We start from the raw sequence: 19,745 nt of genomic DNA on the forward strand, positions 1-19,745 counted from the left end.
TGTTAGCCGTTCTGGGGCCGCGAAGCGCCCTGCTTCGGGGCAGCGCCCTGCTGCGACGCGGTGCCCTGGTCGGGCTGCGACTCCTGCTTCTTTGACGACATGAGCGGCATGCGGCCGACGAGCTCGCGCATCTGCTCGAGGTACGCCTCGATCTGATCGCGCTCGTCGCGCACGGCGGTGAGGCGCTGCTCAGCGGCCTGCTGCTCGGCGAGGGTGCGCGTCTCGAGCTCGCGGGCGCGCTCGCGGGCCTGCTTGTTCGAGTTCTCGAGCAGGTTGGCGGCCTGCCGCTCGGCGGCCTGCACCGTCTCCTGGGCGCGCTTGCGAGCATCCGCGGTGATCTTGCCGGCCTCGCGGCGCACCTGCTCACTGCGCTGGTTGAGGTCGGCGAGCTGCTCGGTGGCCTCGTCGATCATGCGCTTGGCTGCCGCTTCGGCGTTGCGGCCGGCGACCACGAGCTGCTGCTCGAATTCGTTGCGCTTGGTCGTAAGCTCAACCTCCTGCGAGCTGCGGGCCTCGGCCAGCTCGCGCATTGTGGTCTCGCGCAGTTCGGCCAGCTCGGTGGTGACGCGCAGGCGCTCGGCCTCGAGCTCGCGGCGCTGGGTGCCGGCGAGCTCGGCCGCGGCCACCTCGGCCTCGGCGCGGGTCTGCTCGAGTTCGCGGATGTGGTTCTCGCGTGCCGTCGTCAGCTCGCGCTCGTGCGCCGACTTCGTCGCCTCGATCGAGTCGGCGAGCTCGGCGCGCTGGCGCGCGACCTCGGCCGAGAGCGACTCGCGCTCGGCGGTCGTCTCGCGAACGAACTTTGCCCGTGCCTCGCCGAGCTCGTTCTCCTGCTCGGCGCGCTGCTTCGAGAGCTCGCTCTCGAGCGCACCCCGGCGCTCGACCATTTCGCGCTCGAATGCCTCGCGGCGCTCCTCGAGATCCTGCTCGGTCGCCGAGCGGTTCGCCTCGAACTCGCGCTGCTGCTCGGTGAACTTGGCGAGCGCATCCGCGAGCTCGGCCTCTTGGCGCTGGCGCTTCGTGGCGAGCTCCTGGGCAACCTCGGCGCGGTTCGCCTCGATCTCGCGGTCGACCGCGTGGCGGCGCTCGCGCAGCTCGCTCGTGACCTGGTCCTTCACCGAGTCGATCTCGCGCTCCTGGTTAATGCGCGTGAGCTCGGCCTCCTGCTTCGCGTTCTCAACGAGCTGGTCGGCGGAGGACTGCGCCTCCTGCGCCACACGCTGCGCCGACTGATCTGCCTCGCGGGTGACCCGTTCGGCGTAGTCGTTTGCGTCTTCGTGGATGCGCGCGGCGTTCTTGCGCGCGTCAGACACCAGCTTCTCGGACTCGCGCTGCGCATCCGAGACAATGCGCATCGCCTGCTCTTCGGCGGTCGACAGCGTACCCGCGAGCTTCGTGCCGAGCCCGGCGTAGCTCGGGGCCTCGGCCTCGGCGAGATCGGCTTCGGCCTTCTTGAGGCGCTGCTCGAGCTCGCTGGTGCGCTGCTGCGCGCGTTCGTAGGCGGCCTGGGCCTGCTTGAGCTGCTGTTGGAGGTCGTTCAGGGCCTGATCCACCTCTTCGCGCTGGTAGCCGCGCATTGCAGTGGTGAAGTTGAACGATTCCACGTGCGTGATCCTCCAAGGATTGTTGGGGTGCTGGCCCGAACCGGCAAGCAGGATGTGATGAAAGTCTAGATCGGTGCGGTTGAGAGCTCAGCAGATTCGCGCGAGTTCGTCCTCGTCGGTGGAGTTCACCCTGAAGGAAGCCTGGTCACAATAAGGTCACAAATTGGTGAATGCGCTAGTCTGGACGCTTGTCCGTTTGCCGGTTGCTGGTAATTCGCGCGTGGCGTGCCCCGCGGCGTCGTCCGCGCCCCTACGCTTCCGGTAAGCAGTGGGCAACGAACGTTATCCCTGTATCCGAGACCCGAGGAGCTTCTCCGTGCGTTTCATCCTTGCGGCCGTAGCCTTTGTGGCGAGCGTCGTCGCGCTTGTCGTCGGAGGAGTTCAATTCGTTGGCGCCGCGCAGGCGACGACCGTGACCGCCGACGGCACCACCGACAGCGGCGCCCCGGTCATCGTCATTAACGACGACGTCTTCTCATCGCGAGCCGGCCTGCAGGACATCCTGATCGAGGGCGACGGCGCGATCAACGTGATCATCGGTCGCACGAGCGACATCGAGGCCTGGGTTGGCAACGCGCGGCACGACGTAGTGACGCTCGACGAAGACGCGACCCACTCGCGCGAACACATCGGCCTCAAGTTCACCGAGTCAGGCACCGAAGAGTCGGTGCCGAACCCCATCGGCAACGACCTTTGGTACGAGGAGCACGAGGGTGAGGGCTCGGTGCAGCTCAGCACGGTCGTCGCTCCCGGTTACTCGATGCTCATTACTTCCGACGGCGACAACCCCGCGCCCTCGAGCGTTTCGGTGACCTGGCCGCTCGGCGGCTATGCCCCGATGTCTGGCCCGTTGCTCGTGATCGGCGCTGTGCTGTTCGTGCTCGCCCTCGCGCTGCTGTGGTGGGCCATCGCGCACCGTCGCCGCGTCAAGCGTCAGCTCGCCACGGCTACGCGCAAGCGCAGCCGTGCCGTCGCGGTCGCGGCCGCCGGCACGGATGCGGATGCCGAGTGGTCGGCCGTGCCGTGGGACGACGAGGTGGCCGAGGCCGCGCAGGCCCGCGCCGATAACGTGGTGGCCGGCGGCGAGCCTGCCGTCGACGAGGATGCGCCGATCGAGTTCCCGGCCGAGCCCGCGACTGCGCCGGTGTCGGTCGTGCCGGAGCCCGTTGCATCGGAGCCTGTCGCCGCCGAGTCCGACGAATCGGAGTCTGTTGTGGCGGAGCCGATCGAACTCGAGCCAATTGCGCCCACACCCGTCGAGCCGGAGCCCAGTACGGAGTCGATCGAGGAGAAGCCCGCCGAAGAGACGCCCGTCGTCGAGACTCCCGCCGAGGCTGCGCCTGCTGAAGCCGAGCAGACCGAGGCACCGAACTCGGCATTTGCCCCGCCGAGCGAGGACTCTTCAGACACCTGGACCGCCGAGGAACTCACCGACGCGACCGAGCCCGCGTCGGCGTCGGAAACTGCATCCGAGCCCGAGCCCGAGCCCGAGCACGTCTCGCGGCACGCGGGTGCCCCCGAATCGGAGGAGACCGTGTCGCACGACGACGCTGAGCCCGAGCCGCAGCCTGCGCCGGAGACGCCCGCGGCGACCGCATCCGACGACGACGACTCGAAGTGGCGCCGCCCGCGCGGCCGCAACCGCTCGAGCGCGCCGAAGCGCTCGTTCCTCATCGCGCCCGTCGCGATGGTGGTTGGCCTCACGCTCGCCGGCTGCGCGCCGCAGTACTGGCCCGCCGAGTGGACGAACGCCGAGCTGCAGCCGACGGGCACCGCGACCTCGACCGTCGACGCGGCCCTGCTCGACGAGGGTGCGCATCCGCCCGCACTCAACATGGAGCAGATTCAGAACGTCGTGACCGAGGCCGCCGACCTCGCGAACCAGGCCGACAGTGAGCTCGACTCGTCGGTGCTCGAGCCCCGCTTTGAGGGTGACGCCCTCGCCGAGCGCATCGCGCTCTACAAGGCGAAGAAGGCAGACGACGAGTTGCCAAGCCCGGCGGCGTTCCCGACCGGCGACGTGGTGTACGCCGTGCCGGAGTCGACCGATCAGTTCCCGCGCACGATCTTCGTGGTCGTCAATGCGAATGCCGAGGCCTCCGAGGCGCCGTTCGGCGTCATGCTCGTGCAGGACACCGCGCGCGACAACTTCAAGGTGGCATCGCTGACGCAGCTCGCGGCGAACGTGAGCCTGCCCGAGTCGGCCCCGACGAGCGTTGGCTCGGCGAGCATCCGCGATCTGCCCGGCGACCTCGTCGTCGCCCCGAGCGACCTCGCGGGCGCGTACGCCGACGTGATCGCGAACGGCGGCGACTCGCAGTACGCGTCGCTCTTCTCGGCCGACAACGACACGCTGCGTGCGCAGGTGAACCAGGATTACCGCGACTCGCAGACCGAGGCCCTCGACCCGGAGGCGACCGACGTCGAGTTCCAGTACGAGGGCACCGATACCGCTCCGCTCGGCATGGTCAGCCTCGACGACGGAGCGATCATCGCGGTGTCGATCAACGAGATCGAGACGGTCAGCGCCGCGAACGACCGCGCGCGCATCACCGTCTCGGGTGCCACCGCCGCGTTGTCGGGCATCGAGACAACCGAGTACGGTTTTACCCGCACCTATACCGACCAGTTGCTGTTCTACGTGCCTTCGGCCGAGACCGGCGGTGAGGTGCAGTTCCTTGGAGTGTCGCAGGCGATGACCAGCGCCAGCGAACTCAGCGAGTAGGAGGATTTAGATGACCCAGCCGAATGCCGCATCGTCGCAGCCCCAGCCAGATATCTCGCTGCAAGGCGCCGTTGATTTGTCTGGCCTTGGCCAGGCGCCGGGCGCCGCACAGCCGCCGCAGCAACCCGGCGCGCCAGCGGGGGAGGCGCTGCTGTCGCTGCCGGATGCGGTGGTGAACGGTGGCGAGGCCGACCTCGAGCAGTTCGCGGCGCTCTCGCAGCGCATGCCGGTTCTCGTGGAGATGCACTCGGCGTCGTCGCCCGACTCGAAGGCGCTCTCGCCGGTGCTCGCGGAAATCGTGCGATCGGCGGAAGGTCGCCTGGTCTTGCTGCGGCTCGACCTGGACGCGCATCCGACCCTCGGCAACCAGGCGCAGGTGCTCGCGCTGCTTGGCGGCCGTCCCGCGCCGCTGTTTGCGGGCAACCCGCCGAAGGACCAGCTCGTGCAGGTGATCAGCGAGGTGCTCGCCGTCGCCGCGCAACAGGGCCTCACCGGCTACGCCGAGATTACGGGCGACGCGGATGGTGTGGCCGAGGACGCGGCGCCGGCGGAGGCGCCGCTGCACCCGCTGCACCAGGAGGCGAAGGACGCCCTCGAGCGCGGCGACATCGCCACCGCGAAGTCGGCCTACGAGCGTGCACTCGCGGAATCGCCGGCCGATGACGACGCCAAGATCGGTCTCGCGCAGGTGAGCCTGCTCGAGCGGCTGCAGGGCAAGACCCTCGAACAGATTCGCTCGGCGGCCGCCGAGAACCCGAATGACATCGACGCGCAGTTCGATGTCGCCGACCTCGACCTTTCGGGCGGGCACGTCGACGACGCGTTCAACCGCCTGCTCAGCCTGTTCACCAAGGTCGACGCCGACGGCAAGACGCGCGTGCGCGAGCGACTCATCGAACTCTTCGACGTCGTGGGCGGCGACGAGCCCCGCGTCGTGCGCGCGCGACAGCGGCTCACGAGCCTGCTGTTCGCGTAGTCGAACTGACAAGCAAAAAGGGAGGGTGTGGCCAGCAGGCCACGCCCTCCCTTGTCGTTGATCAGGTATTTTCAGCGATTTCCGGGCTTGGGTGGCGAAAAGCGGATCAGTAACATATTATTCAAAGCGACAGGTAATATATTACTGAGCGATGGTCGCCACGCACCTCGACAGCTCGGAAAGGAACCCACATGTCTGAGAACAAGAAGCCTTGGCACGGAGTGCTCGTCGCTTCGGCGCTGCCCCTCAACGACCACCTTTCGGTGAACTACGACAAGTTCGCCGAGCACGTCCAGTTCCTCGCCGAGAACGGCTGCGATGGCATTGCGCCGAACGGCTCGCTCGGTGAGTACCAGAACCTCACCCCCGAGGAGCGCGCGAAGGTCGTCGAGGTTGCCGTCGACGCCGCTCCTGAGGGCTTCGTCGTCATGGCCGGCACCGGCGCCTACGGCTCCATGGAGAGCCGCCGCTGGGCCGAGCAGGCCGCCGAGGCTGGCGCCCAGGCCGTGATGCAGCTGCCCCCGAACACTTACCGCGCCAACGACGATCAGGTGTTCGCGCACTATGAAGAGGTCGCCAAGGCCGGCCTCCCCGTCGTCGCCTACAACAACCCGCAGGACACGAAGGTCGACCTCAAGCCGGCTCTCGTTGCTCGTCTCCACGAAGCTGGTCTCATCGTCGGCATCAAGGAGTTCACCGGTGACGCGCGCCGCTCGTACGAGATCAAGGAACTCGCACCCGAGATGGACATCCTCATCGGCACCGACGACTCGGTGCTTGAGGTCGGCATTGCCGGCGCCGTCGGCTGGGTCGCCGGTTACCCGAACGCAATCCCGCAGAGCACCGTCGAGCTCTACCGCCTCTCGACCTCGGGCAAGGCCGAGGACTGGGCGAAGGCCCGCGAGATGTACGTCGACCTCCACCCGCTGCTGCGCTGGGACACGAAGACCGAATTTGTCGAATCGATCAAGCTCTCGATGGATGTCGTCGGTCGCTACGGTGGGCCGAGCCGCCCGCCGCGCCTCCCGCTCGCCGACGAGGTGCGCGCGAAGATCATCGCCGACACCGAGGCCGTGCTCGCAAAGGGCTACAAGTAGGCCTTGCCATTTGACCTTTCGGAGCCCGTCAACCGTGTCGGTTGGCGGGCTCCGTTTTGTTCTTCGGCACGGTGTGTGATGCAGTCAGTCAGAACAAGCTAAGGAGAGATTTCACAATGAGCAGCATTCCCTATGTCTCGGGGCCGGATGTGCGCGAAGCCCTTCCCTGGGACGTCGCGATCGAGGGTGTTGAAGCGGCCCTCCGCGGCGGCGTCGACCCGGAGGCGGACGGGCCACGTATCTTTGCGCCCACGCCGAACGGTGAGTTCCTGATCATGCCCGCCACGGCCCCGGAGGTAATGGGGGTCAAGGTGCTGACGGTGTCGCCCGACAACCCGGCGCGTGGGCTCGAGAAGATTCAGGGTCTCTACCTGCTCTACGACGCAGACACCTCCGCACCGCTGTGCGTCATGGACGGCATCGAGGTGACGGCCGTGCGTACGCCCGCGGTCACGCTGACCGGCCTGCGCGCGCTCGCGGCCGCCGCGCCGGCCGGCGACGAACTGCCGGCAGCGCCCACGGTGCTCGTGTTTGGCGTCGGCATCCAGGGCATCAACCACATCCGCGCGGCGAAGTGGGCCTGGCCCGACGCCCGCTTCCAGGTGGTCGGCCGTCGCCCCGAGCGAATCCAGGTCGCCATCGAGACACTCGCAGCCGAGGGGATCGAGGTTGCCGACGTGAGCGACGACGCCGACGCGTCGGTGCGCGCCGCCGACGTCATCATTACGGTGACGTCGTCGAGCACGCCGGTGTTCGATGGCAGCCTCGTGCACGGCGGGGCTCTCGTCGCCTCGGTGGGGCAGCACGGGCTCGACGCCCACGAGGTCGACGCGGAGCTCGTGCAACGCGCCGACGTTATGCTCGAGAGTCGCACCGGCATGTTCCGCGAGGGCGGCAACATCATTCCGGCCCGCAGCCTTGAGGAGTGGCAGCAGCTGCAGCCGAGCAACATCAGGGATGCCGTGCGCGGCGAGTTCACGCGCACGGCCGGCAAGCCCGCGCTCTACACCGGCGTCGGCATGTCGTGGGAAGACCTCGTGCTCGCGAGCATCGTCTACCGCGGCCAGCAGACCGACGCGGTCGAGTAGCTAAGTCACAGAAGAGAACGGGCCCCGCGACGAATCGCGGGGCCCGTTTTCCTGCCACCGTGCCTAGGGGCGAGTTGTCGCGAAGTCCTGCTCGTCGGCACCGTGCTGCATCGAGCGATCCTTCGTCTCGGGCATCATGGCGAACAGCACGACCAGCGCGAGCACCGAGACCGCCGCGATGTACCAGGCCGGCGAGACATTCGATCCGGTCATTGCGATGAGCGCCGTCGCAAGCAATGGCGCCGTGCCACCGAAGACCGTAAAGGCGAGGTTGTAGCTGATCGATGCGCCGGTGTAGCGAACCCGTGCCGGGAACATCTCGACGTAGGCAGGGCCCGCGGGCCCGAACACGAGGCCGAGCGCGAGACCGAGCAGGCCCTGCGCGACAATGGCCGCCCACAGGGTGCCGGTGCCGACGAGGAAGTAGGCTGGCAGCGAGACGATCGCGCTGAACGCGATCGCGATCAGGAGCATCTTGCGGCGCCCGATCTTGTCGGAGATCGCCGCCGAAACCGGCACTATCACGAAGGTGATCAGCAGCGCGATGCTGTTCGAGATGAGTGCGTCGTCGGAGGAGAGCCCGATCGTCACGGTCATGTACGAGTAGAAGTAGCCCGTGAGCGAGTAGTACCCGAGGCTCGCCACCGCCGACATCGCAAACACCACGAGCATCGCGCGCCAGTGCGTCGCGAACACGGTGCGAATCGGTGCCGACTCGACCGCCTTCGACTTGCGCATCTCGACGTACGCGGGCGACTCATCGACGCGGGTGCGGATGTAGAGGCCGACGATGGCGAGCGGTGCGCCGAGCAGGAACGGCACGCGCCAGCCCCACTCGTGGTACGCCTCGGGCGCCATGATCGCCGTGAGCCAGAGCACGAGCAGCGCCGCGAGCACGGGTGGCAAGTTCGACGCCGTGTAGACGAAGCCGACGTTGCGGCCGCGTGTCGCGATCGGAGAGTGCTCCGCCACGAACGAGTTCGAGCCAATCGTCTCGCCCGCGGCGGAGAGGCCCTGCAGCATCCGCAGCACGATGAGCAGGATCGGCGCGAAGATGCCGATGACCGCATACGTCGGCAGCAGACCGATGAGCGTGGTGCTCACACCCATGAGCAGGATGACCATCGCGAGGACGCGCTTTCGCCCGAAGCGGTCGCCGAGCGCGCCGATGAGGAACGCGCCAACCGGCCGGGCGATGAACCCGACCGAGTACACCGCGAACGTCGACAGCAGCGCCGACGCCGGGTCGAACTCGGGGAAGAACAGGCTGGCGATGACCGGTGCGGCGTAGGCGTACACCGCGAAGTCGAACCACTCGACAAAGTGCCCGATGGCCGAGGCGGCCATCACCTTGCCGATGCCTTTCTTGGCGGCGGTATCGGTTGACGTTGTTGGTTGTTGCGTTGACATGGGGACTCCTCGTGATGGTGCGTAGGCGGGGAGAGTTACCGGTTGTCGGAGTTATCGATCTCTCGTTGGAGGTGGCGACGCTCCTCGGTCGGGATGGGGGTGGTGGCGCTCGGCGCTAGCCAGAAGTCGGCGCCGGTGATGCCGTGGTCTTCGGGATGGAAGACCGGGTCTTTGCCGGCCTTTCGCTGTCGCTCGTAGTCGCGGTAGACCTTGCGCACGACCGGCAGCAGCAGGATGATGCTCGCCATGTTGATGAAGCCGAGCACGACGTAGCCGATGTCGCCGGCGGCCCACATCATGTCGGCCGAGATCACGCCGCCGACGAACGAGATCACGAGCGAACCGATCTTGAGCACCCACAGGGCGGTGTTGTTCACCTTTTCCTTCGTGAGGAAGATGAGGTTCGACGAGGCGATGTAGTAGAACGCGACCTGGCTCGTGAAGGCGAACAGGAAGATCGCGACGGCGACGAATGCCGAGCCGAAGCCGGGGAAGACCGTGTCAATCGCGGCCTGCGCGTTCGCGCCGCCGGTCACGAGGTCGGCCGGGATGTTGCCCTGGTGGATCAGCTCGCCCGCGGGCGTGATGACGTTGAACGAGTCGGTTGCGACGATGAGCAGGCCCGTGGCCATGCAGACGAACAGCACGTCGACGTAGATCGAGAAGGCCTGCACGAGGCCCTGCTTGCCGGGGTGGCTCACCTTGGCGGCGGCCGCGCCGTAGGTTCCCTCGCCGACGCCCGCGACCGAGGTGAAGATCGCGCGGCGGATGCCCCAGGTGATCGCGAAGCCGAGGATGCCGCCGAACACCTCGTGCGCGCCGAACGCGCTCGAGATGATGACGCTGACAGTCTCGGGGATCGCCTGGAAGTTCCAGAAGATGACGACGAGCGCGACGATGATGTAGCCAGCCGCCATGAACGGCACGATGAGCTGCGCGACGTTGACGATGCGCTTCGTGCCGCCGATGATCACGAGGCCGAGGAGCACGGTCACGATCGTCGCGGTGATCCACGGGTCGATGCCGAAGGCGTACTCAACGCTCGACGAGATGTTGTTCGACTGGATGCCCGGCACGAGGAAGCCGTAGGCGAGGAACGCGACGAGCGCGGCGACCACTGCGAGCCAGCGCAGCTTGAGACCGTGGTAAATGTAATAGGGAATGCCGCCTCGGTGTTCGCCGTCGATGCGGCGCTTGTACACCTGGGCGAGGGTCGACTCGGCGTACGAGCTCGCCGCGCCGAGCAGGCCGGTTACGGCCATCCAGAAGATCGCGCCGGGGCCGCCGGCCGCGATGGCGGTCGCGACACCGGCGATCGCGCCGACGCCGACGCGGCTCGAGAGCGTGAGCGCAAGCGCCTGGAAAGAGGAGACGCCGCCGTCTTCGTCCTTGTTTCCGCCGCTCGTGATGAGGCGGATCATGTCGGGGAAGCGGCGGACCTGGGTGAACTTAACAACGATGGTGAACAGCAGGCCGAGCGCGAGCGCGAGATACGCGAGCCACTCCCAGCCAATATTGCCAATGGTCTGGAGTACGCCGGTGAGCGAGTCCATGAATCCTGATAGCCCGTCCATTTGGTTCCTTCACGTCGTCGTGGTGTGCCTGGAATCGGAGCCGCTCTGCCTGTAGGTGCGCAGCGCGGCTTGCTGGTTAATATGTGACATATTACAAGTGGTCGTCAAGTTGTCGAGGGTTCCGCGTGAATTTCCTTACATTCGAATTGGCTCGAAGAAAGCAGTGCCGTGTCACGCGGTACCATGGGGCAGCCGCGTGGACAACCTGATGGAGCGTGATCACATGGCCTTTTCTATTGGTGCCGATGTCGCGAGCCGCCCGAGTCTTCGCGCGCAGGTTGAGCGTGCCCTGTCGGCCGCCATCGTCTCGGGGCAGCTCGAGCCGGGGGAGCTGCTCACGGTGCCCACGCTTGCCGTGAAGTTTGAGGTGTCGGCGACTCCCGTGCGTGAGGCGCTCCTCGACCTCGCGCACCGCGGGCTGGTCGAACCCGTGCGCAACAAGGGTTTCCGGGTGACCGCGGTGTCGGATGCGGAGCTCGAGTCGCTCGCGAAGATTCGCCTGCTGCTCGAACCGCCGAGCATGCGCGACCTCGCGCCGAACTTCGACCTCGAGCGCGAAGCCGAGATGCGCGAGCTGGCCGACCGCATCACGCAGGGCGCGAAGGAGGTCGACCTCAAGCTCTACCTCGAGGCCGACGTGGAGTTCCACTCGCGGCTCACCTCGATGCTCGGCAATCCGCTGCTGACACAGCTCGTCGACGATCTGCGCACCCGCGCCCGTCTCACGAATCTGCAGAGGATGGCCGAATCGGGGCACCTCGATGCCTCGGCGGCGGAGCATCACGAGCTCGTGGATGCCCTGGTCGCGCACGACATGGAACTCGCCGAAGAGATCATGCGGCGCCACGTCGGGCACACCGTCGGCATCTGGGCTGGGCGCGCCGAAACCGAGTAGCGCGAGCCTGGCGGGGCTGCTTGCGAAGCGCGCATCCCACGCTTTAATGTGTGACATATTACTCACGCAGAAGTGACCACAGGGAGCGAATATGGCCTTTGACATCGCCGTCATCGGCGCGGGCATCGTCGGCGCCGCGTGCGCCCACGCGCTCGCGACCCGCGGCGCATCCGTCGCCGTGCTCGACCGCTCGCTGCCTGCATCCGGCACGAGCAGCCACTGCGAGGGCAACCTGCTCGTCTCAGACAAGGGGCCAGGGCCCGAGCTTGACCTCGCCCGGCACTCGCTCGCGATGTGGCCGACCCTCGCGCGCGAGATCGAGGATGAGCTGGGCCAAGGAATGCCGTCGCTCGAGTTCGAGCCGAAGGGCGGCATCGTCGTGACGACGACCGCCGCGGGCGCGCAGCCCCTGCTCGACTTCGCAGGGAAGCAGCGTGCGGCGGGCATCGACGCGCGCGTGCTCACCATTGCCGAGGCACTCGAGCGCGAGCCGTGGCTCAACCCCGAGTGCACGGCCGCGGTGTATTACCCCGAGGATGCGCAGATCCAGCCAACGATTGCGACTGAGGGTTTGCTCGCGGTCGCGAAGAAGCACGGTGCGCAGGTGTTCGGGCGCACCGAGGTGACCGGGCTCGTGCGCGACGCGAGTGGCGCGGTCACGGGCGTCGAGACTGCCACCGGCACCATTGCGGCGAAGTCGGTCGTGATCGCCGCGGGCCCCTGGACTGGCGAGCTCTCGCAGCGATTCGGCGCACCCGTGCCGGTGGCCCCGCGGCGGGGTAACGTGCTCGTCACCTCGCGCATGCCGCACCGCGTGTTCCACAAGGTCTACGACGGCGACTATTTCGGGGCGACCCAGTCAGCCGACGCCGCCCTGCAGACGGCCGCGGTGATCGAATCGTCGCAGGCCGGCACCGTGCTCATCGGCTCGAGTCGCGAGCAGGTCGGCTTCGACGAGTCGATGCGGGCGCGCGTGCTTGGCGAGATGGCGCAGAAGGCGCTCCGGGTGTTCCCGTTCCTCGCCGAGGCGAGCATCATGCGCAGCTACGGCGGGTTCCGCCCTTACATGCCCGACCACCTTCCCGTCGCGAGCGACGACCCGCGCGTGCCCGGCCTGTTCTTCGCCTCGGGGCACGAGGGCGCGGGCATTGGGCTCTCGGTCGTCACCGCCGAGATCCTCGCCGCGCTCATCCTCGGCGGCACCCCGCGCAGCGCGCTCGGCCCGATCGAGACCGAGCCCTTCGACCTGCGCCGGCCCTCGCTCGCCAGCTACCTCAAGGAGGCCGCATGACCGCTCGGCTCATCCGCGCCGAAGACGACCCGATCGAGCGCCGGGCGGCCGCGCGTCTCACCGCGACGTTCGATGGCAAGCACCTTGAAGGCGAGGCCGGCCAGACCGTGGCCGGCCTGCTGCTCGCCAACGGCATCGACTCGTGGCGCACGACGAGCGTCAACGGACGACCCCGCGGGCTCTTCTGCGGTATCGGCGTCTGCTTCGACTGCATCGTCACGGTGAACGACGAGCGCGATGTGCGCGCGTGCCAGCGGCGGGTGCAGGACGGCGACGTCGTCTGCCCGCAGCACGACGAACTTCCGGAGGTGAAGCACTGATGGCGGGGGAGACCTCACGCAACAGGCACGTTGTCGTGGTCGGCGGCGGCCCGGCTGGCCTCGCCGCTGCTGCCGCCGCGATCGCGGCAAGCGCTCGGGTCACATTGCTCGAGTCGGGCGACGAACTCGGCGGCCAGTTCTGGCGGCACCTTCCGCAGGAACGTGCCGGCGCGAAGGAATCGCGGTTGCACCACAACTGGTCGACCTACACGCAGCTGCGCGACACCGTGCTCGGCGCGGCCTGCTGCGAAGTGCTCACGAACGCCCAGGTCTGGTCGCTTGAGCGCGACCCGCAGGGCAGCATCCAGCTCAACATCGCCCGCGGTCCGGTCGACTCCGGTAGCCGCGAGACCTTCCAACTCGCGCCGGATGCGCTCGTGCTCGCGACGGGCGCGCACGACCGCACCCTGCCGTTCCCCGGCTGGACCCTCCCGGGCGTCTTCACCGCCGGCGCCGCGCAGGCCTTTGCGAAGAGTGAGCGCATCGCGCTCGGCCAGAAGGTCGTCATTGCTGGCGCGGGCCCGTTCCTGCTGCCGGTGATGACGTCGCTCGTCTCGGCGAACGCGAACGTCGTCGGCGTGTTCGAGGCAAACCCGCTGCGCAACTTGGGCGGCTGGGTCGCCGACCGCCCCTGGAAGCTGGCCGGCGCATCCCACAAGGCGGGCGAGCTGCTCGAGTACGTGGGCGCGCACGTGCGCCACCGCGTGCCCTACAAGACCGGCCGCGCCGTCGTCGCGGCCCACGGCACCGACCGCGTCGAGGCGGTCACCATCGCCAAGGTGGACCGCAACTGGCGCCCGATCGCCGGCACCGAGCGGCGGTACGCTGCCGACGCGGTTTGTGTGAGTCACGGCTTCACGCCCCGCATCGAACTTGCGATCGCGGCAGGCTGCGACATCTCGCCGCAGAAGTTCGTGCGCGTCGATGACGCCCAGCGCTCGAGCGTCGACGGCGTCTACGCCGCGGGCGAGATCACCTCGATCGGCGGCAGCGATGCCGCCCTCTACGAGGGGCAGATCGCCGGCCACTGCGCCGCCGGCGGCGACGTCGCCGACCCCGAGCTGCGCCGCGCGGTGCGACAGCGCGCCACCTTTACTCACTTCGCCGGTCGGCTCGAGGCCGCCCACGGCATCCGCCCCGGCTGGACCTCCTGGCTCAGCGACGACACGACGCTCTGCCGCTGCGAAGAGACAAGCGTGAAGAGCTTCCGCTACACCGTCGCGGTGACCGGTTCGGCGGGCCTCCGCTCGACGAAGCTCACGACCCGCGCGGGGCTCGGCATCTGCCAGGGCCGCATCTGCGGCCGCAACGTCGAGGCGCTGCTCGCCGAGGCGACCGGCGACCCCGTCGGCGACAGCGCGCGCACCGATCGACGACCGATCGTCGCGCCCATTCGACTTGCCGACCTCGCCACCGCTGGCGCCGCGGCGCCCACCACCTGCACCGAAGAAAGCGAAAGCTGATGCGTTCGAAACTCCTGTTCTCTGCCGTTGACTCGCACACCGAGGGCATGCCGACGCGCGTCGTTACGGGCGGCTTCGCGCCGATTCCCGGCGAGACGATGAACGACAAGCGCCTCTACTTCCAGGAAAACCTTGACCACCTGCGCCGGCTGCTCATGACCGAGCCGCGCGGCCACGGCGCCATGAGCGGTTCGATTCTCATGCCGCCGACCCGCGACGACTGCGACTTCGGCGTCCTCTACATCGAGGTGTCGGGCCTGCTGCCGATGTGCGGCCACGGCACGATCGGCACCGCGACGGTGCTCGTCGAGACCGGCATGGTCGAGGTCGTCGAGCCGGTCACGACCATCCGCCTCGACACCCCCGCCGGCCTCGTTATCGCGCGCGTCGCGGTGTCGGACGGCCACGCCGACTCGGTCACGATCGAGAACGTGCCGAGCTACACCGAACGGCTGGATGCGCAGGTCGAGGTGCCGGGGCTCGGCACGGTGCCGTACTCGCTCGCGTTCGGCGGCAACTTCTACGCGATGGTCGACCTCGACGACGTCGGCATCGAATTCGACCGCAAACACCAGCAGGAGATTCTGCAGGCCGGTCTGAAGATCATGGATGCGATCAACGAGACCCAGCCGCCGAAGCACCCGACGATCGAGGGCCTCGACCACGTGCACCATGTCGAGTTCATCGCGCCCGGCTCGACCGCTGAGTACTCGCGCCACGCCATGGCGATCTACCCGGGCTGGTTCGACCGCTCGCCCTGCGGCACCGGCACCTCGGCCCGCATGGCCGAGCTCTTCAGCCGCGGCGAGCTGCCGCTCGACACCGACTTCATCAACGAGTCGTTCATCGGTAGCCAGTTCACCGGCCGCCTCATCGCCGAGACCAAGGTCGGCAAGTACGACGCGGCCATCCCGACCATCACCGGCCGCGCCTGGGTGACCGGCATCGGCCAGTACCTGCTCGACCCGAGCGACCCGTTCCCCGAAGGGTTCGAGTTCTAGGCGCCCGCCTGCTGCGCGGCGGTTAGTCGCGCAGCAGGAACGTCGCGCCGAGCGGCGGGATGCGAAGCGCGGCCGAGTGCGAGAAGCCGTTGCAACCGTCGGCATCGAGCCGCACCTCGGCGTTCGTGACGCCGCCACCGCCGAACGCGATGTCGTCGGAGTTGAGCACCTCGCGCCAGTTGCCCTCGGGCAGCCCGAGGCGGTAGTTCTCGAGCGGCTGGTTCGAGAAGTTGTGGATGCACGCGATGACGCCGCCCGAGCGGTCGCGGCGCAGGTAGGCGAGCAGCGAGTTGTCGCTGTCGCCGCCGCTGATCCACTGCAGGCCCGAGGGGTCGTTGTCGAGTTCCCAGAGTGCCGGCACGTCGCGGTAGAGCTGGTTCAGCTCGGCGACATAGCGCTGAATGCCCGAGAACGTCGGGTTGTCGAGCAGCCACCAGTCGAGGCCGCGCGCCTCGCTCCACTCCTGCGTCTGGCCGAACTCCTGGCCCATGAACAGCAGCATCTTGCCCGGGTGGCTCCACTGGTACGAGTAGAACGCACGCAGGTTCGCCGCCTTCTGCCAGTCGTCGCCCGGCATCTTCGCGAACATCGCGCCCTTGCCGTGCACGACCTCGTCGTGCGAGATCGGCAGCACGTACTGCTCGCTCCACGCGTAGACGAACGAGAACGTGAGCTCGCCGTGGTGCCACTTGCGGTGAATCGGGTCTTTCTCGAAGTAGCGCAGGTTGTCGTTCATCCAACCCATGTTCCACTTCAGCCCGAAGCCGAGCCCGCCCATGCTCGTGGGCTTCGTGACGCCGGGGAAGCTCGTCGACTCCTCGGCGACCATGACGATGCCGGGGTTGCGCTTGTAGGCAGTCGCGTTGACCTCCTTGAGGAAGTCGATCGCCTCGTAGTATTCGCGGCCGCCGTCCTTGTTCGGCAGCCAGTCGTCGCGCGAGTAGTCGCGGTAGAGCATCGAGGCGACCGCGTCGACGCGCAGGCCGTCGATGTGGAACTCCTCGAGCCAGTAGAGCGCGTTCGCGACGAGGAAGTTGCGCACCTGCGAGTTACCGAAGTCGAAGACGTGCGTGCCCCAGTCCTGCTGGTCGCCGAGGCGCGGGTCAGGGTGCTCGTAGACCGGCTGGCCGTCGAAGCGGGCGAGAGCAAACGCATCCTTCGGGAAGTGCCCGGGCACCCAGTCCATCAGCACGCCGTAGCCCGCCTGGTGCAGCCGGTCGATGAGGTAGCGCAGCTCGTCGGGCGTGCCGAGGCGCGACGTCGGCGCGTAGTAGCCCGAGACCTGGTAGCCCCACGAGCCGCCGAAGGGGTGCTCGGCGAGCGGCATGAACTCGACGTGGGTGAAGCCCATCTCGTCGAGGTAGTCGATGAGCTCGTCGGCGAGCGAGCGGTAGCTCAGGCCCTCGCGCCACGACATGGCGTGCAGCTCGTAGACGCTCATGGGGGAGTTGTGGGGGTCATGGGTCGCCCGCGAGGCGAGCCAGTTCTCGTCGCCCCACTCGTACTGCGAGGCGGCAGTGATGACGGATGCGGTGTGCGGCGGCACCTCCGCGGAGCGGGCGAGCGGGTCGGCCTTATCGATCCACGTGCCCTCGGCGGTGCGGATCTGGAACTTGTACGAGTGCCCCGCGGTCACGTCGGGAATGAAGAGCTCCCACACGCCCTGGTCGTTGAGCTTGCGCATCGCGTGGCGCGCGCCATCCCAGTCGTTGAACGAGCCGACGACGCGAATCGCAGCGGCGTGCGGGGCCCAGACGCTGAACGCCGTGCCGCGCACCGAATCCATCACCCGCTCGTGCGCGCCAAACGAGCGCCAGAGCTCCTCGTGCCGGCCCTCGCCGAACAGGTAGAGGTCGGTGTCGCCGAGCGTGGGCAGGAATCGGTACGGGTCTTCGGCCACGTCGGTCGTGCCGCCACCGTAGCGGGCCTCGATGCGGTAGGCCTGCAGCCCCTGCTCGTGCACGCCCACCCAGATGCCGTGCGCGACGTGGGTGAGCGGCACGCGCCCGCCGTCGGCGAGCAGCACCGCGACCGAGTCGGCGAGCGGGCGGCGCACGCGAACGCACACGTTGCCGCCGTCGAGCTCATGCTGACCGAGCACGCCGTGCGGGCCCGAGTGGCGCCCCTCTGAGAGTGCGAGCAACTCCCCGTCGGGGATGGTCGGCCCGAGATTCGGCTGGCTGGGTACGGTCGGCGTGCTCATGATGCTGCGTTCTCCTCTTCGAGGTGGATCTTTCGAGTTGGGTTAGCGCTGCACGTGCAGCACGTGCGCCTGGCCGGGGTCGAGGCGCACGTAGTTCGACGAGCGCCACGTCCAGCGCTGGCCGCTGAGCAGGTCGACGACGCCGAAGGCGCTCGCTGCGGGCAGCCCGAGCTTCTCGAGGTCGAGGTGCACGTTCGCAATGTTCGTGTTCGCGGTGTCGAGGTTCACGACGACGATGATCGTGTCGTCGATGCCGGTTGGCGTGTAGGCGCCCGAGAGGTGCTTCGAGAACGTGAGGATCTGGTCGTAGTCGGCGTCGTGCACCTCGAAGTTGCGCAGCTGCGCGAGAGCCGGATGCGCGTGGCGAATCTCGTTGAGCTTCGTGATGAGCGGGGCGAGCGACGAGCCGTCGGCCTCGCGGGCGGCCCAGTCGCGCTCCTTGTACTCGTACTTCTCGTTGTCGATGTTCTCTTCCGAGCCGGGGCGCGCGACGTTCTCAACGAGCTCGTAGCCCGCGTAGACGCCCCAGTTCGGCGAGGCTGTGGCGGCGATGACGGCGCGGGCCTCGTACGCGGCGCGGCCGCCGTGCTGCAGGTACTCGGTGAGAATGTCGGGGGTGTTCACGAAGAGGTTCGGCCGCATGAAGTGGCTCGTCTCGTGCGACACCGAGGTGAGGAACTCCTCGAGCTCCTCGCGGGTGTTGCGCCACGTGAAGTACGAGTAGGACTGCTGGAAGCCGGCCTTCGCGAGCGACTGCATCACCGCGGGGCGCGTGAACGCCTCGGCGAGGAAGATCACCTCGGGGTGGCGCGCGTTGATCTCGTGGATCAGCCACTCCCAGAACTGCAGCGGTTTCGTGTGCGGGTTGTCGACGCGGAAGATGTGCACGCCGAGGCCGATCCAGTACTCGACAATTTCGAACACCTCGCGGTAGATGCCCGCGCGGTCGTTGTCGAAGTTGATCGGGTAGATGTCTTGGTACTTCTTCGGCGGGTTCTCGGCGTAGGCGATCGTGCCGTCGGCGAGCGTCGTGAACCACTCCGGGTGCTCCGCGACCCACGGGTGGTCGGGGGTCGCCTGCAGCGCGAGGTCGAGCGCGACCTCGAGGCCGAGTTCCTCAGCCCGCGCGACGAAGGCGGTGAAGTCGTCGATCGTGCCGAGGTCGGGGTGCACCTCGCGGTGTCCGCCCTCGGCGGCGCCGATCGCCCAGGGCGAGCCCGGGTCGTTTGGCCCTGCATTGAGGGTGTTGTTCGGACCCTTGCGGTTGGTGCGGCCGATCGGGTGGATCGGTGGCAGGTAGACGACGTCGAAGCCCATCGCCGCAACGCCGTCGAGGCGGGATGCGGCGGTGCGGAACGTGCCCGAGGCCCAGGTGCCGTCCGGGTTGCGTCGCGCACCCTCCGAGCGGGGGAAGAGCTCGTACCAGGCGCCGAAGCCGCTGCGCTCGCGCTCGACGCGGATCTCGAGGGTGTCGGAGGGCGTGACCAGCGAGCGAACCGGGTGCTGCGCGAGCAGCTCGAGCACCGCATCCGTCGTCGCGGCGTCGAGGCGTTCCTGCCCCGGGCGTGTGGTCTCGCGGGCGACGATCGCGGCCTGCAGGAGCGTGTCGCGCTCGGCCACGGTGAGGGCGGCGTCGGCGGCCGCGCGCTCGAGCACGCGGGCGCCCTCTTCGAGCATGAGCTCGACGTCGATGCCGGCGGGCACCTTGATCTCGGCGTTGTGCTGCCAGGTAGCGAAGTCGTCGCCCCAGGCCTCGACGTGCCAGCTCCAGGTGCCAACCGTCGTGACCTGCGCCGACGCGACCCACTCGTCGAGGCCGGGGCGGCCGGGGCGCATGCGGATGCGCTCGGTCACGCCCTCGGGCGAGGTGAGCACGATCTCGGCGCCGATGAGGTCGTGGCCCTCGCGGTACGCGACCGCTTGGAAGGGCACGACCTCACCGACCGAGGCGCGGGACGGGAACCGGTTGTCGTCGAGCTGCGGCTGCAGCTGCATCACGGGAATCCGCCCGTAGCGCGGCCTGTAGTCGCCCGGGAACTCGTGGGGGTCATTCGCGTTGTTGCCAGCTGTCATTGCCACATTTTCGACGCTAGCAACAGCG

At 68.0% G+C, this 19,745-nt stretch carries 14 protein-coding genes; 9 read left to right on the top strand and 5 right to left on the bottom strand.

What is annotated here, in order from left to right; genetic code table 11:
- Positions 1-2: 2 nt before the first annotated feature.
- Complete coding sequence (locus tag M3M28_RS02790; protein WP_249387332.1) at positions 3-1,601, bottom strand: DivIVA domain-containing protein; 1,599 nt, start codon at positions 1,599-1,601, stop codon at positions 3-5.
- Between the two features lie 316 nt (positions 1,602-1,917).
- Between M3M28_RS02790 and M3M28_RS02795 the strand changes: the two genes are divergently transcribed.
- The 4 genes from M3M28_RS02795 (at position 1,918) to M3M28_RS02810 (ending at position 7,487) form a co-directional block, all read left to right on the top strand.
- Positions 1,918-4,326 (top strand): hypothetical protein, encoded by a 2,409-nt coding sequence (locus tag M3M28_RS02795; protein ID WP_249387333.1) that lies wholly within the window; start codon positions 1,918-1,920, stop codon positions 4,324-4,326.
- Between the two features lie 10 nt (positions 4,327-4,336).
- Positions 4,337-5,302: a co-chaperone YbbN gene (locus tag M3M28_RS02800; protein WP_249387334.1), complete on the top strand. Its 966-nt coding sequence runs from the start codon at positions 4,337-4,339 to the stop codon at positions 5,300-5,302.
- A gap of 191 nt (positions 5,303-5,493) precedes the next feature.
- Complete coding sequence (locus tag M3M28_RS02805) at positions 5,494-6,399, top strand: dihydrodipicolinate synthase family protein (protein WP_249387335.1); 906 nt, start codon at positions 5,494-5,496, stop codon at positions 6,397-6,399.
- 116 nt (positions 6,400-6,515) lie between these two features.
- Entirely contained in the window at positions 6,516-7,487 is a 972-nt protein-coding gene (locus tag M3M28_RS02810; RefSeq protein ID WP_249387336.1) for an ornithine cyclodeaminase family protein, read from the top strand.
- 63 nt (positions 7,488-7,550) lie between these two features.
- Here the strand turns inward: M3M28_RS02810 and M3M28_RS02815 are convergent, their stop codons facing one another.
- The gene (locus tag M3M28_RS02815) at positions 7,551-8,897 is read right to left on the bottom strand and encodes an MFS transporter (protein WP_249387337.1); all 1,347 of its coding nucleotides are present in this window, start codon (positions 8,895-8,897) and stop codon (positions 7,551-7,553) included.
- A gap of 35 nt (positions 8,898-8,932) precedes the next feature.
- The gene (locus M3M28_RS02820) at positions 8,933-10,471 is read right to left on the bottom strand and encodes an alanine/glycine:cation symporter family protein (protein WP_249387338.1); all 1,539 of its coding nucleotides are present in this window, start codon (positions 10,469-10,471) and stop codon (positions 8,933-8,935) included.
- Between the two features lie 223 nt (positions 10,472-10,694).
- Between M3M28_RS02820 and M3M28_RS02825 the strand changes: the two genes are divergently transcribed.
- From M3M28_RS02825 to M3M28_RS02845, 5 genes are all read left to right on the top strand, one after another.
- Positions 10,695-11,366, top strand: coding sequence for a GntR family transcriptional regulator (locus tag M3M28_RS02825; protein ID WP_249387339.1), 672 nt, complete (start codon positions 10,695-10,697; stop codon positions 11,364-11,366).
- 91 nt (positions 11,367-11,457) lie between these two features.
- Positions 11,458-12,657: an NAD(P)/FAD-dependent oxidoreductase gene (locus M3M28_RS02830; RefSeq protein WP_249387340.1), complete on the top strand. Its 1,200-nt coding sequence runs from the start codon at positions 11,458-11,460 to the stop codon at positions 12,655-12,657.
- Positions 12,654-12,977, top strand: a complete 324-nt coding sequence (locus M3M28_RS02835) for a (2Fe-2S)-binding protein (protein WP_249387341.1) — start codon at positions 12,654-12,656, stop codon at positions 12,975-12,977. The genes M3M28_RS02830 and M3M28_RS02835 overlap by 4 nt, the downstream gene beginning before the upstream one ends.
- On the top strand, positions 12,977-14,440 hold the full coding sequence (locus M3M28_RS02840) for an FAD-dependent oxidoreductase (protein ID WP_249387342.1): 1,464 nt from the start codon (positions 12,977-12,979) through the stop codon (positions 14,438-14,440). The genes M3M28_RS02835 and M3M28_RS02840 overlap by 1 nt, the downstream gene beginning before the upstream one ends.
- Positions 14,440-15,441: a proline racemase family protein gene (locus M3M28_RS02845; RefSeq protein ID WP_249387343.1), complete on the top strand. Its 1,002-nt coding sequence runs from the start codon at positions 14,440-14,442 to the stop codon at positions 15,439-15,441. The genes M3M28_RS02840 and M3M28_RS02845 overlap by 1 nt, the downstream gene beginning before the upstream one ends.
- 22 nt (positions 15,442-15,463) lie before the next feature.
- Here the strand turns inward: M3M28_RS02845 and glgB are convergent, their stop codons facing one another.
- The gene (glgB, locus tag M3M28_RS02850; protein WP_249387344.1) at positions 15,464-17,644 is read right to left on the bottom strand and encodes a 1,4-alpha-glucan branching protein GlgB; all 2,181 of its coding nucleotides are present in this window, start codon (positions 17,642-17,644) and stop codon (positions 15,464-15,466) included.
- Between the two features lie 42 nt (positions 17,645-17,686).
- Positions 17,687-19,639: an alpha-1,4-glucan--maltose-1-phosphate maltosyltransferase gene (locus M3M28_RS02855; protein ID WP_249387970.1), complete on the bottom strand. Its 1,953-nt coding sequence runs from the start codon at positions 19,637-19,639 to the stop codon at positions 17,687-17,689.
- Positions 19,640-19,745 lie beyond the last annotated feature (106 nt).

The organism is Gulosibacter sediminis (genome assembly GCF_023370115.1).
In the GTDB taxonomy this organism is placed as follows: Bacteria; Actinomycetota; Actinomycetes; order Actinomycetales; family Microbacteriaceae; genus Gulosibacter; species Gulosibacter sediminis_A.

What these genes read in the sequence shown, in the direction of transcription:
- M3M28_RS02835 (WP_249387341.1), top strand. Translation starts at nt 12,654, where the DNA reads ATGACCGCTCGGCTCATCCGCGCCGAAGACGACCCGATCGAGCGCCGG.
- M3M28_RS02845 (WP_249387343.1), top strand. Translation starts at nt 14,440, where the DNA reads ATGCGTTCGAAACTCCTGTTCTCTGCCGTTGACTCGCACACCGAGGGC.
- M3M28_RS02840 (WP_249387342.1), top strand. Translation starts at nt 12,977, where the DNA reads ATGGCGGGGGAGACCTCACGCAACAGGCACGTTGTCGTGGTCGGCGGC.
- M3M28_RS02830 (WP_249387340.1), top strand. Translation starts at nt 11,458, where the DNA reads ATGGCCTTTGACATCGCCGTCATCGGCGCGGGCATCGTCGGCGCCGCG.
- M3M28_RS02855 (WP_249387970.1), bottom strand. Translation starts at nt 19,639, where the DNA reads ATGCAGCTGCAGCCGCAGCTCGACGACAACCGGTTCCCGTCCCGCGCC.
- M3M28_RS02815 (WP_249387337.1), bottom strand. Translation starts at nt 8,897, where the DNA reads ATGTCAACGCAACAACCAACAACGTCAACCGATACCGCCGCCAAGAAA.
- M3M28_RS02825 (WP_249387339.1), top strand. Translation starts at nt 10,695, where the DNA reads ATGGCCTTTTCTATTGGTGCCGATGTCGCGAGCCGCCCGAGTCTTCGC.
- M3M28_RS02810 (WP_249387336.1), top strand. Translation starts at nt 6,516, where the DNA reads ATGAGCAGCATTCCCTATGTCTCGGGGCCGGATGTGCGCGAAGCCCTT.
- M3M28_RS02820 (WP_249387338.1), bottom strand. Translation starts at nt 10,471, where the DNA reads ATGGACGGGCTATCAGGATTCATGGACTCGCTCACCGGCGTACTCCAG.
- glgB (WP_249387344.1), bottom strand. Translation starts at nt 17,644, where the DNA reads ATGAGCACGCCGACCGTACCCAGCCAGCCGAATCTCGGGCCGACCATC.
- M3M28_RS02800 (WP_249387334.1), top strand. Translation starts at nt 4,337, where the DNA reads ATGACCCAGCCGAATGCCGCATCGTCGCAGCCCCAGCCAGATATCTCG.
- M3M28_RS02805 (WP_249387335.1), top strand. Translation starts at nt 5,494, where the DNA reads ATGTCTGAGAACAAGAAGCCTTGGCACGGAGTGCTCGTCGCTTCGGCG.